The sequence below is a fragment of the Vibrio sp. 10N.286.49.C3 genome, assembly GCF_041469545.1.
GTDB lineage: Bacteria > Pseudomonadota > Gammaproteobacteria > Enterobacterales > Vibrionaceae > Vibrio > Vibrio tasmaniensis_A.
Genome location: NZ_JBFRKT010000035.1, coordinates 53559 through 65902, shown reverse-complemented (window position 1 = coordinate 65902; position 12344 = coordinate 53559). Strand labels below are relative to the sequence as shown.

The 12344-nt window shown below is 44.3% G+C and carries 11 protein-coding genes; 1 reads left to right on the top strand and 10 read right to left on the bottom strand.

The annotated features are described in order from the left end of the window. Positions 1 to 7: 7 nt before the first annotated feature. Genes AB4180_RS15540 through AB4180_RS15520 form a run of 5 tightly spaced genes read right to left on the bottom strand, consistent with a single transcriptional unit; the run spans position 8 to position 3308 of the window. Entirely contained in the window at positions 8 to 526 is a 519-nt protein-coding gene (locus AB4180_RS15540; protein WP_102249191.1) for a hypothetical protein, read from the bottom strand. Beyond that, positions 523 to 1842, bottom strand: coding sequence for a type II and III secretion system protein family protein (locus tag AB4180_RS15535; RefSeq protein WP_102249190.1), 1320 nt, complete (start codon positions 1840 to 1842; stop codon positions 523 to 525). The genes AB4180_RS15540 and AB4180_RS15535 overlap by 4 nt, the downstream gene beginning before the upstream one ends. Before the next feature lie 10 nt (positions 1843 to 1852). Further along, positions 1853 to 2641: an RcpC/CpaB family pilus assembly protein gene (locus AB4180_RS15530; protein WP_017096601.1), complete on the bottom strand. Its 789-nt coding sequence runs from the start codon at positions 2639 to 2641 to the stop codon at positions 1853 to 1855. Between the two features lie 7 nt (positions 2642 to 2648). Next, positions 2649 to 3086 carry a prepilin peptidase gene (locus AB4180_RS15525; protein ID WP_102249189.1) on the bottom strand — a complete coding sequence of 146 codons (438 nt, stop codon included), beginning with the start codon at positions 3084 to 3086 and terminating at the stop codon, positions 2649 to 2651. A gap of 3 nt (positions 3087 to 3089) precedes the next feature. After that, positions 3090 to 3308 carry a Flp family type IVb pilin gene (locus AB4180_RS15520; protein WP_009848142.1) on the bottom strand — a complete coding sequence of 73 codons (219 nt, stop codon included), beginning with the start codon at positions 3306 to 3308 and terminating at the stop codon, positions 3090 to 3092. Positions 3309 to 3639: 331 nt separating this feature from the next. Between AB4180_RS15520 and AB4180_RS15515 the strand changes: the two genes are divergently transcribed. After that, complete coding sequence (locus tag AB4180_RS15515; RefSeq protein ID WP_102249188.1) at positions 3640 to 4890, top strand: valine--pyruvate transaminase; 1251 nt, start codon at positions 3640 to 3642, stop codon at positions 4888 to 4890. A gap of 123 nt (positions 4891 to 5013) precedes the next feature. On the opposite strand, the gene AB4180_RS15510 is transcribed toward AB4180_RS15515, so the two are convergent. The 5 genes from AB4180_RS15510 to dnaA all read right to left on the bottom strand — a co-directional run bounded on the left by AB4180_RS15510 (position 5014) and on the right by dnaA (position 12145). After that, positions 5014 to 5448, bottom strand: a complete 435-nt coding sequence (locus AB4180_RS15510; RefSeq protein WP_009848140.1) for an Hsp20 family protein — start codon at positions 5446 to 5448, stop codon at positions 5014 to 5016. Positions 5449 to 5952: 504 nt separating this feature from the next. Then, positions 5953 to 8370 carry a DNA topoisomerase (ATP-hydrolyzing) subunit B gene (gene gyrB / locus AB4180_RS15505; protein WP_102249187.1) on the bottom strand — a complete coding sequence of 806 codons (2418 nt, stop codon included), beginning with the start codon at positions 8368 to 8370 and terminating at the stop codon, positions 5953 to 5955. Between the two features lie 17 nt (positions 8371 to 8387). Further along, on the bottom strand, positions 8388 to 9467 hold the full coding sequence (gene recF, locus AB4180_RS15500; RefSeq protein WP_102249186.1) for a DNA replication/repair protein RecF: 1080 nt from the start codon (positions 9465 to 9467) through the stop codon (positions 8388 to 8390). 74 nt (positions 9468 to 9541) lie between these two features. Then, on the bottom strand, positions 9542 to 10642 hold the full coding sequence (gene dnaN / locus AB4180_RS15495) for a DNA polymerase III subunit beta (RefSeq protein ID WP_017107516.1): 1101 nt from the start codon (positions 10640 to 10642) through the stop codon (positions 9542 to 9544). 81 nt (positions 10643 to 10723) lie between these two features. Then, positions 10724 to 12145, bottom strand: a complete 1422-nt coding sequence (gene dnaA / locus AB4180_RS15490; RefSeq protein WP_009848136.1) for a chromosomal replication initiator protein DnaA — start codon at positions 12143 to 12145, stop codon at positions 10724 to 10726. Between the last annotated feature and the right edge of the window lie 199 nt (positions 12146 to 12344).

Genomic DNA, 12344 nt, shown 5'->3' with positions numbered 1-12344 from the left:
TTAGTAATTAGATTGCTTTGTGCGGGTTGACCATTGACTGCCAACGGCTCGTGTCCACATTGCACCCTAAGCTTCCATTCCCATACTCGCCGACCCGTTCCTGGCGGCAAATTTCTAGTTTGGTCTTATATGTTGTGACTGAAAGACTTAAGTCAAAGCGACTCTCTAGTGGTAACGGATCTGATGCGTTTGAGTTATGCTCATTTGAGCTATAACCTATTTGACTGTATTCAATCTGACTCGACATCACACCAGCTTGGATTAACTGGCTCACAACCTCTTTATAAAGCGCCTGATTCCCGCTCCCTTTGGTGCGTATTTTCCATTGCGCCACCTTTACATTTTTAGGGTAACCCAAGATAAACTCACTCACTTTTCTGGTCACCAACTGGGGTTGGTCAGAGCGAAGTTTAAGCTGATAAGTCACAGGAAAAACTTCAACTTCCGTTCCGCGAGGCTCCGATATACGGTCAACACACCCTGTAATAATGACGGCGGTAAACAAAGTAACCATCAATGATTTCATTGGCTAAACCCTCCAGCAGACAAAACTTCATCAGCCCACTTTTGTTGTGATTGTTCATAGCCACTGCCTAGTCCAAAAAAGCGCTTGAGCGTGCTAGTCTTTTTCATCGTCGGTAATTGGATCTGCTCCGCTTTGACTGGTTGAACTAAATTAACGGTCGCTACAATGACTAACTCAGTTTTACTACGTTCGGTTCCTGTATGGCGAAACAAAGCACCGATAATAGGTATATCACCAATGTAGGGAATTCGAGTCAGTGACTCTTTCTCTTCACTGTTAAGCAACCCACCAAGAACGAAGCTTTGTCCATCCCCCAGTTCCACGGTTGTCTGGGCGCGTCGTGTTCTTAATGCTGGTAAATCAAAGTTGTCACTGCTGTAACTACCATCTAGGGAGCTAACCTCTGGTGTCAGTGCTAGCTTAATTTTGTCATCTCGAAGCACCTTAGCCAGTAATCCCAGTCGCACACCGAATTCCTTATATTCAACGTTGGTTGCACCATCTATAACCGTCACAACGGGCAGTTCTCCACCCACTAAGAAACTCGCTTTCTCACCTGAAATCACCGACAAATTAGGTTCAGCTAGAACTTGACCAACGCTATCGGTACCTAAAGCTGAAATAACAGAGACAATATCGCTAGCACTAAAATGAGTAAGTTGATCCACAAAGATGCCGGGCGTACCATTGCTGCCCATCTTGATGCCGAAGTCTTGCATAAAAGAGTGCGATACCTCTGCAATGGTCAACTTAACGTTCACCTGCTTAGTCGCTGATATTTCGATATTATTCACGACGCCTGCGTAATTAAGTTGAGTCATAAAACCCACATCAATGTCGTCACTCTCTTCATCACTCATTTGAAAAGAGGTTGAGTTCGCTGTTTTCCCCAAAAGCTCACCCACCAACTGGTGAATGTTATCCTTTTCCTGTTCATTAGCGACGACACCACTCAGAACAACGTTCTCACCGATGCCTGCTACAAACACTTCCGCATCGGGAAATAACACATCAATTTGTTGCTCTATTTCGCGATAACTTTTATTCACCAACAATAAGCGGTTAAATAATTCACGTCCTTTCGCATCAAATGCGATAAACGAGGCAGATCCTATATTCTTCCCAAACACCACGACCTTATTACTATCAATCACTTGGTAATCTGCAATATTCTTCCCTGAGATAAAAACAGAAGCGATTTCCCCTCGAATCGAAAAGGTTTTAGCTTCTCCCTGAGCTAAATTAGTCGAGCCTTGAGCCAAAACCTCGAATGGAAGCAGCAGAACCAATACTAAAGTCAACATTGTTGTTTTCATGGTTAACGCCCTACTCAAAACGGTATTCACGAATTCCACCAGTGCCGCCACTGCTTGGAATGATGTCTGAAGAATCAGCTTCTAGATCATCAGAAAATTCCTTACCCAATGATTTATGCACGGCCACTTCTGCAATCCGCTGTGCCACCGTGAGTTGTGCCAGTTGTTGATTCGTCACTTGTAAGATCAATGTCACCTGAGTCTCTTTTTCCAACGTTAACGTGCTTACTGCTTTTTCTGACGTCACCATGTCCAAAACCGGTATTTGAGCCAGTAATGGCACCATAGTGAGATGTTGGATATCTGACACCGTATCCTCACTTGATAAGTTCTGATCCGGCGTTGAAAGAACAGATATGTCGACTAAATCTCCGACTGCGATGGTGCCACCTAATACATCTCTTCCCGGTACCGTAACGTTATAAGGCACAAATCCAGGGCGGATCACCGCCTGTAAGTACTGACTGTCTCCGGGAGATGTCAACATATTCGAGTCCACCAGCTCATATGCGGCAATGTCATGCACTGCGAATTGAGGAGCATTCCAATCTAACTCAATGTTTCGATCGATTCCCAATAGCGCTGCACGAGCTTCAGGCAAGTACTCTATAACGAAGTCGCTACGCTTCAGCTGCTGACCTTTCACTGCCGGGTGAGTTAGTTTCCATACCTTAAAAGTCACTTCTATAATTGGTTCTTCAGGCTGAACGGGGAAAGTATCCATCGGTACATTCACCACACCATAGAGGCCTATAGATATAGCGAGAAACGCTAAGCCAAGAATGATTTTGGAGTTCATGATTCACCTATAACGATGCAGCTATACCTAGTAGGCTTCCTAGACAAATAGGTACCCCATAAGGAACGCCTCTATTTATCCACTCAGAATTACCAGTTGTTTTTCCTAATACCCACTGAGTAATCGCCAGGGTTCCACCTGCAAATAAAATCACATTAACCGCCAACAACATCATATTGGGCGATACCATTAAACTGAATGCAGCCAATAATTTACTGTCTCCAGCAGCTATAACATTGAAATAAAATAAAACTGCGCCGACGGCTAACACTATGAAAAAGTTATAAAACTGCTCAAACTTTTCGGTTTGACAGATATAAAAAACACCCAAGAGAGCAACAGCTACCACCACTCCATTAGGTATTATTCGGTATCGGATATCTTGATAACTGACGATTGCAGCCATGGTGGCTAAGGGAATTAACCACCACAGTTTATGAGGCATTAATTAACCTACACTTGGCGACGAATTAGCGGCTTCAATATTATTAGTGATGGTTGTGATAGCACCTTCTAAAGCTTCACGAAGAGAGTCGTTAAATACAGCCAATACGATTGCTGACATACACACACCTAGGATTGCGTATTCAATCGCTGTAACACCACGTTGATCATTATTAAAAGATTGAATAAATAGCTGAGTTCTAACAAATAAATTAGTTAACATTCGTTTCTCCAAAAGATAGATAGGTTGTTTTTTCTTCGGAGGAAATAATATTCAGTGCGCTATTTTTGAGCAATCCAAGAGTGACCTTCCTCACATTGCTCTGACATTTGCCGTCGTTCTATTCAGTTTGAGTTCAGTTTAAAGTGAAAAAAGTGATTAAACGGGAGCGGTGAGAAGAGAAGTTTTTTCCGTGTGAGGGCAATTCGTGCTTTGCGCCGCAAAAACATTGCGGTATGTTCAAAGATTACCCACTGTAACCCGCCACGCTCGGGTTCATAAGATTGATCATAATCTACGAATAATAATCACAATGAATTAGGTATACGAAGCAATGCAATTCTCAAAGTTTGGTGAAAAGTTTAATCGATACTCTGGAATCACTCGTTTAATGGATGATTTGAATGATGGCCTGCGAACTCCTGGTGCAATTATGCTCGGTGGTGGTAACCCAGCCGCTATCCCAGCCATGCTCGATTACTTTAACCAAGCCAGTGCCGACATGCTCGCCAGTGGAGAACTCATTGCCGCCCTCGCCAACTACGATGGTCCACAAGGTAAAGACAGCTTCATTAAGTCGTTAGCTGGAATGCTGAAAGAGACCTATGGTTGGGACATCAGCGAGAAAAACATCAGCCTGACCAACGGCAGTCAAAGTGGCTTCTTTTACCTATTCAACTTGTTAGCGGGTCAACAGCCAGACGGTTCTCACAAGAAGATATTGTTGCCGATCGCACCAGAATACATCGGCTACGGCGATGCGGGCATTGATGACGATATTTTTATCTCTTACCACCCAGAGATCGAACTGCTAGAAAACCGCCAGTTTAAATACCACGTTGATTTTGAACAGCTCAAGGTTGATGACTCGGTTGCCGCTATCTGCGCCTCTCGTCCAACCAACCCAACTGGTAACGTACTGACCGATGAAGAAGTGCGTAAACTGGATAAGCTGGCGCGTGAAAACAACATCCCACTGCTGATCGACAATGCTTACGGCCTGCCGTTTCCAAACATCATCTTTGAAGATGTCGAACCGTTCTGGAATGAAAACACCATTCTGTGCATGAGCTTATCTAAGCTTGGTTTGCCGGGTGTGCGTTGCGGTATCGTGATTGCGAGCGAAGAAGTGACACAAGCTCTGACCAACATGAATGGCATTATCAGCCTAGCACCCAATAGTGTCGGCCCTGCGATTGCCAATCACATGATTGAAAAAGGCGATTTACTGCGCTTAAGCAGCGAGGTAATTAAACCTTTCTATAAAGACAAATCTCTACGTGCGGTTGAGCTTTTACAAGAAGCGATCGATGACCCTCGTTTCCGTATCCACAAGCCTGAAGGTGCGATTTTCTTATGGCTATGGTTTGATGAGCTGCCGATTACCACCATGGAGCTGTACGACCGCCTCAAAGCTCGTGGCGTATTGATTGTTCCGGGTGAATACTTCTTTATCGGCCAAGAAGACGAGTGGGATCATGCCCATCAATGTCTACGCATGAACTACGTGCAAGATGATGAGGCGATGCAGAAAGGCATTAATATTATTGCAGAAGAAGTGAAAAAAGCTTACTCAGAGCAGTAATAAAAGCTTTTAGCTTACTGTAAACCAAATACAAAAAAGAGCACCGACCTTCTTCAAGGTACTGGTGCTCTTTCACTTTTACTTCCCGATTCGCTTTAACTCAATTGAGCTAAGCCAATAGCTTTAGCCTTCTAGAAGACTATTACCATTAATAGCAATCTTACGTGGTTGCATCGCTTCTGGAATTTCGCGTTCTAGGTCGATGTGAAGAAGACCATTTTCCATGCTTGCCCCTACCACTTTTACGTAGTCTGCCAGTTGGAATTTACGCTCGAAATCACGCTCTGCGATACCTTGGTATACGAAGGTTTTCTCTGCTTCTGCTTTACGCTCACCTTTAACAATTAGCATGTTCTCTTTCTGAGTAAGATCTAATTGGTCATCAGCAAAACCAGCAACGGCCATAGTAATACGGTAGTTGTTCTCGTCTTTTTGCTCGATGTTGTATGGAGGGTAACCGCCAGAAGAGTTCTTCGATGTGTTCGCTTCCATCATGTTGAATAGACGATCGAAGCCGATTGCGTTGCGGTAAAGTGGAGTGAAATCTACAGTTCTCATAATGCTATCCTTTTAGTAAGCAATAGTCTTAGCTGTAATTTTTACTGAGATCGAACCTGTGAATGATTCAGTAAACAGCTAAGGGATTCAGTTCGCATTCCACGGGTTTCACCTCGTTTGATGACAACTCTGGGACATGACAATGAATCAATTTTTAAATTGTGTGCTGCCAAAGTTATCCTCTATTGAGCGATACTCTAGCAACGATTATGAAGGTTCTGTTTCTTCTCTTGTAGAGCAAGACAGTCATCCTCTTCACAACTAGATATGTGGATTGAACAAATCAGTTTCAAGCGCTTATTTTCAATTATTTTTCAAATCCAATATTTTTCAATCACTTAAAAACAAAAAAGACTGTCATTTCTGACAGTCTTTTCAATAAGATATTGAGTTTTTTGAGACGAAGCTATTTCGTTTTAGTTCAAGGAAGAGGCGCGGAGCATACGAATGTATGTGAGCACCTCTAACACAGAAATTAAGCGAAAGAGCGAAGTATCAAAGATACTAAACGTCTAGGTTAGCTACTTTAAGTGCGTTTTCTTCGATGAAATTACGACGCGGTTCTACTTGGTCGCCCATCAACGTTGTAAACAACAGATCAGCACCAACAGCATCTTCAATCGTTACTTGCATCATACGACGAGTTTCAGGATCCATTGTTGTTTCCCAAAGCTGATCAGGGTTCATCTCACCTAGACCTTTGTATCGTTGTAGGCTCAGGCCACGACGAGACTCTTTCACTAACCAGTTCAGAGCTTCAACGAAGCTAGAAACTTCTTGAGTACGCTCGCCACGCTTAATGTAAGCACCTTCTTCAATCAGGCCATCAAGTGCTTCAGAAAGATCCGCTAGCTTGCCAAACTCTTTAGAATTAATCAGATCAATGCTCAGTACGTGCTCATGAGTTACACCATGAGTGCGAACTACAATCTTAGGAACGCTTAAACCTAACTCTTCATGTTTTTCAACTTCAAGGCTGTATTGGCTTGCACCCGCTTCTTTACCGTTTAGCTGGTCTACTAGTTGCTTACCCCAAGCTTCAACCACCGCGTCATCATGACACTGCTCAGCGGTTAGGCGAGGAACGTAAATCAGTTCGTGAACCAATGCGCGTGGGTAGCGACGGCTCATACGATCAACGAGCTTGATGCCTGCATTGTATTGCTGAACAAGCTTCTCTAAGCCTTCACCGGCAAACGCAGGTGCTTCAGGATTTACGTGCAGTTCTGCATTATCTAAAGCCAAAGATACTTGATACTGGTTCATCGCATCTTCATCTTTGATGTATTGCTCTTGCTTGCCCTTCTTCACTTTGTAAAGTGGCGGTTGAGCAATGTAGATGTAACCACGTTCAATCAACTCTGGCATTTGACGGTAGAAGAACGTCAGTAGCAGAGTACGGATGTGAGAACCATCGACATCGGCATCGGTCATGATGATGATGTTGTGGTAACGCAGTTTATCTGGGTTGTATTCATCACGGCCAATACCACAACCAAGGGCAGTGATTAGCGTTGCGACTTCTTGAGAAGACAGCATTTTATCGAAACGCGCTTTCTCTACGTTAAGGATTTTACCTTTAAGCGGTAGGATTGCTTGGTTCTTACGGTTACGCCCCTGCTTAGCTGATCCGCCAGCAGAGTCTCCTTCCACAATATATAGTTCAGACTGTGCAGGATCTTTTTCCTGACAGTCAGCTAGTTTACCTGGAAGACCGGCTAAATCTAATGCGCCTTTACGACGAGTCATCTCACGAGCTTTACGCGCTGCATCACGAGCACGCGCTGCATCGATAATTTTAGAACAAACGATTTTCGCTTCACCTGGGTTCTCAATTAGGAACTCAGATAGCTTCTCACCCATCGTAGACTCAACGGCAGACTTCACTTCTGAAGAAACCAGCTTGTCTTTCGTTTGGCTTGAGAACTTAGGATCTGGCACTTTCACCGAAACAATCGCCGTCAAACCTTCACGAGCATCATCACCTGATGTTGAAGTCTTCGCTTTCTTCGAGAAGCCTTCTTTATCCATGAAGCTGTTCAGAGTACGCGTTAGTGCAGCACGGAAACCCGCTAAGTGAGCACCACCATCGCGTTGAGGGATGTTGTTAGTGAAACAGTAGATGTTTTCTTGGTAACCATCGTTCCACTGCATTGCAACTTCAACGGTAATGCCGTCATCACGCTCTGAATCAAAGTGGAAAATCTTTTGGATGATTGGTGTTTTATTGGTATTAAGGTGTTCAACAAACGCTTGGATACCGCCTTCGTATTCGAAGTGATCCATTTTGTCTTCTTCACGCTTATCAATTAGCTTAATTGATACACCTGAGTTCAAGAATGATAGCTCACGTAGACGCTTAGCTAAAATGTCGTAATGGAACTCGATGTTAGTGAAGGTTTCTTCACTCGGCCAGAAACGAATCTCTGTACCGGTTTTATCCGTATCACCGATAACCGCTAGTGGCGCTTGAGGCTCACCGTGGCTGTAGGTTTGAGTGTGGATTTTGCCACCGCGGTGGATAGTAAGAGTAACTTGCTTAGAAAGTGCGTTAACTACTGAAACACCAACACCGTGCAGACCACCAGATACCTTGTACGAGTTATCATCGAACTTACCACCAGCGTGAAGAACCGTCATGATTACTTCTGCTGCTGATACTTTTTCTTCTGGGTGCAATTCTGTTGGAATACCACGGCCGTCATCGCTTACAGACACTGAGCTATCTTCATGGATAGTTACAATGATGTCATTACAGTGACCAGCTAGCGCTTCATCAATAGAGTTATCTACCACCTCAAAAACCATGTGGTGCAGACCGGTACCATCATCCGTGTCGCCAATGTACATTCCAGGACGCTTACGTACCGCATCCAGACCCTTCAGTACTTTAATACTCGATGAATCGTAATTATCTGACATAGTTACTCTCTGACTAATTATCCTTGCTCTATTTTGCCATGTTCCACATGAAACATCCTGCTATTTTCGTCATGCATATCTGCAATCTGATCAGCGGTAATAGAGCTTACAAAAACTTGAGCCTGGGTCGCCTTTAAACACTCAGCAAGACGTGCTCGGCGTTGGCTATCTAATTCGGAAGCAAAGTCATCTATCAAATAGATGCACTGCTTACCTGTCATTTGAGTGAGGTGTTGCCCTTGTGCTACTCGCAGCGCGCACACCATCAACTTCAATTGACCTCGTGACAAGACATCTTCCACTGGAGTGCCGTTCACTTTTATCTTCAGATCCGCTTTGTTTGGCCCACTAAAGGTGTAACCAAGCTGCTGATCCCTTTCAAAATTCTTTTCTAAAATATCGGCATATGGGGTGTCTTTGTCCCAACCACGATAATAGTTAATCTTTATCTCAAACTCAGGAAGGAAGGTCGCACAGATTTCTTCGGCGACTTCTTTAAGCTGTTCAACGTAAGTGGCACGCCACTGGCTGATACTTTCCGCTAAACGGGCCAATTCTTGGTCCCAATAGCTCAGTTCTCGATAGTTTTTTGCCGTTTTCAATAAGGCGTTTCGCTGCTTATTGAGGCGCTTTACCCTGCCCCATGCATCATAAAAGCCGGACTCACTGTGGAAGACTCCCCAATCAATGAATGCGCGGCGATGCTTAGGCCCATCGGTTAGTAAATCAAACCCTTCCGGGTGAATCAACTGCAAAGGTAAAACCTGAGCTAACTGAGCCAATTTTTGCCCAGTTTGACCGCTTATTTTAACCTCTGTGGTGCCATCGCGCTGCTTATTAATGCCAATTGGCAGCTCAAATTGATCCGAGGTCATAAAACGGCCATGTACAAACAGCTCACTGCACTCGTTTTGTATGATACGGCCGGTGAGTGAACTCTTAAATGAGCGACCATGTCCAAGCAGATATACCGCTTCAAGGACACTGGTTTTTCCGCTCCCGTTAGCCCCTATAAGAAAGTTAAAGCCTGATGACGGTTGAATGTCACAGGCTTCTATATTTCTAAACTGCTTAACGATTAAGCGCGATAAAGGCATAACGTCTTCATATTAATCTTCAATCACGACTCGATAGGTAAACGTTGTTGATCAGTAAACATCACAAACAACGCTTATAAGCGAATAGGCATAACAACGTACATCGCGCTGTCGTCTTGTGCGTTCTCGATAAGAGCACTCGCATTGGCGTCTGACATTGAGATGCGAACTTGCTCACAACGTAGTGTGTTCAGAACATCCAACACGTAGCTTACGTTGAAACCAATCTCTAGTGCATCACCATCAAAGGTTACGTCTAGCACTTCTTCCGCTTCTTCTTGCTCTGGGTTGTTCGCGGTAATACGCATCTCGCTATCTACAAGATTAACGCGAACACCACGGAATTTTTCATTCGACAGAATCGCAGCACGAGAAAATGCTGAACGTAATTCATCACAACCAGCTTCAAGTGTCTTGGTAGTATTTTGCGGCATTACGCGGCGATAATCAGGGAAACGACCATCAACCAGCTTAGAAGTGAAGACATAGTTGTTAACTTCAGCACGCACATTAGAGTTACCAATCTGCAGCGTTACCGGTTGCTCTGGTGCATCCAGTAGCTTCACTAACTCTTGCACACCTTTACGAGGAACGATGATCTGCTTCTGAGCAAAATCGGCACCCAATTGTGCTTGAGATACCGCCATACGGTGACCATCAGTTGCGACACTTCGTAGGATTGAACCTTCAATCTCAAACAACATACCGTTGAGGTAATAACGAACATCTTGGTTCGCCATTGAGAATTGGGTTTTCTCGATAAGACCGCGTAGCTCAGCTTGTGTCACTGACACTTCAACTTCACTGCTCCAGTCTTCAATATTTGGAAAATCTGCCGCAGGTAATGTCGCCAATGAGAAGCGGCTACGACCAGAGCGAACCTGAACACGGTCACCATCCAATACCACGGTGATCACTGAGCTGTCTGGCAAGCCACGACAGATATCTAGGAACTTACGTGAAGGTACGGTAATGCTGCCCGCTTCGAAATCACCTTCAAGCGTTACACGGCTGATCAGTTCAACTTCTAGATCCGTTGCTGTCATCGACAAAACGTTATCTTCTACTTTAATCAGTAGATTTCCTAGAATTGGAAGCGTTGGCCTGCCACCGAGTGCGCCAGATACTTGTTGTAATGGCTTAATCAGGTGACTACGTTCAATGGTAAATTTCATATCTTGCTCTTACGGTCTAAATGGCACTGCGTAATAGTACGTGGCCAAGGTTCTGCTTATTAAGGTTAAGAATACTGTGTATTAAGAAGAAAGGGTACGAATCAAGTTCGAATAATCTTCTTTAATGTCGTGGCTCTCTTCACGCAACTGAGCAATCTTACGACAAGCATGCAGTACGGTCGTGTGGTCACGGCCACCGAATGCATCGCCAATCTCAGGCAAGCTGTGGTTAGTTAACTCTTTAGCCAGTGCCATCGCCAGTTGGCGTGGACGAGCAACAGAACGAGAACGGCGTTTAGATAATAGATCAGCAACTTTGATTTTGTAGTATTCAGCGACTGTCTTTTGAATGTTATCAATGGTGACGAGTTTTTCTTGCAGGGCAAGCAAGTCACGCAGTGCTTCACGCACGAAATCGATCGTGATCGGACGGCCTGTGAAGTTTGCATTCGCAATAACACGGTTCAATGCGCCTTCAAGCTCACGAACGTTAGAGCGTAAACGCTTAGCAATAAAGAATGCCACTTCATCCGCAAGGTGAATTTGGTGGTCTTCGGCTTTCTTCATTAAGATCGCAACACGAGTCTCAAGCTCTGGTGGCTCAATCGCAACCGTCAAACCCCAGCCGAAGCGAGATTTAAGACGATCCTCTACCCCGTTGATCTCTTTTGGATAACGGTCAGAGGTTAGGATGATCTGTTGGTTGCCTTCAAGCAGCGCATTAAAGGTATGGAAGAACTCTTCTTGAGAGCGCTCTTTATTCGCGAAAAATTGGATATCATCGATAAGCAAAGCATCAACACTACGGTAGTAGCGCTTAAATTCTTCAATCGCGTTATTTTGTAGCGCCTTCACCATATCCTGAACAAAGCGCTCAGAATGCATGTAAACCACTTTCGCATTCGGCTTATTATCAACAATGGCATTACCCACCGCATGCAACAAGTGCGTCTTACCTAAACCGGTGCCACCGTATAAAAACAACGGGTTATAAGCTGTTCCTGGATTATCAGAAACCTGACGTGCCGCCGCCAAACCCAATTGGTTTGATTTACCCTCAACAAAGTTATTGAACTTATGTTTTGGGTTTACGTTTGAACGGTGGTTAAGATCAACCGCTACAGGCTCTTCATCACGCCAGATATTGTGAACAGGCTTACGAGCTTGTAGCTGCGCAGGTGCTGACGATTCAGCGGCCACATCAGCGGCTGTACGGGTACGAGCTGGGGCGATAGTCTCAGATTTTGGAGCAGTAACTCGTTTGTTCCCAATTTCAAAATGAAGATGCGGGATATCATTACCACAATATTCTTGTAGCAAACGGTTAATGCTATTTAGGTACTTATCGCGCACCCAATCGAGTACAAATCGGTTTGGTGCAAATAGAGTTAGAGTATTACCATTGAGCTCCGCTTGTAACGGACGTACCCACATACTGAATTCTGTAGCTGGTAACTCTTCTTGAAGCTGTTGCAAGCATTGCAACCAAAGCGAAGATGACACGGTGCCCCACTCTATTTAAGTTATATGAAATGACCGTTAATTTTACCTGTTGATAAGTCAGATCACCAGCAATTGATCACAGATCCAGTGAATAAGATCCAAGTTATTCACAATAATTTTGTAAATAATCGGTGGATCCACACATCTTGCCCCTAATTTACTCACACAATGATCCACTTATGCCCGGATCCTTGCTAGT

What these genes read in the sequence shown, in the direction of transcription:
- AB4180_RS15520 (WP_009848142.1), bottom strand. Translation starts at nt 3,308, where the DNA reads ATGTTAACTAATTTATTTGTTAGAACTCAGCTATTTATTCAATCTTTT.
- AB4180_RS15535 (WP_102249190.1), bottom strand. Translation starts at nt 1,842, where the DNA reads ATGAAAACAACAATGTTGACTTTAGTATTGGTTCTGCTGCTTCCATTC.
- AB4180_RS15510 (WP_009848140.1), bottom strand. Translation starts at nt 5,448, where the DNA reads ATGAGAACTGTAGATTTCACTCCACTTTACCGCAACGCAATCGGCTTC.
- dnaN (WP_017107516.1), bottom strand. Translation starts at nt 10,642, where the DNA reads ATGAAATTTACCATTGAACGTAGTCACCTGATTAAGCCATTACAACAA.
- gyrB (WP_102249187.1), bottom strand. Translation starts at nt 8,370, where the DNA reads ATGTCAGATAATTACGATTCATCGAGTATTAAAGTACTGAAGGGTCTG.
- AB4180_RS15515 (WP_102249188.1), top strand. Translation starts at nt 3,640, where the DNA reads ATGCAATTCTCAAAGTTTGGTGAAAAGTTTAATCGATACTCTGGAATC.
- AB4180_RS15530 (WP_017096601.1), bottom strand. Translation starts at nt 2,641, where the DNA reads ATGAACTCCAAAATCATTCTTGGCTTAGCGTTTCTCGCTATATCTATA.
- recF (WP_102249186.1), bottom strand. Translation starts at nt 9,467, where the DNA reads ATGCCTTTATCGCGCTTAATCGTTAAGCAGTTTAGAAATATAGAAGCC.
- AB4180_RS15525 (WP_102249189.1), bottom strand. Translation starts at nt 3,086, where the DNA reads ATGCCTCATAAACTGTGGTGGTTAATTCCCTTAGCCACCATGGCTGCA.
- AB4180_RS15540 (WP_102249191.1), bottom strand. Translation starts at nt 526, where the DNA reads ATGAAATCATTGATGGTTACTTTGTTTACCGCCGTCATTATTACAGGG.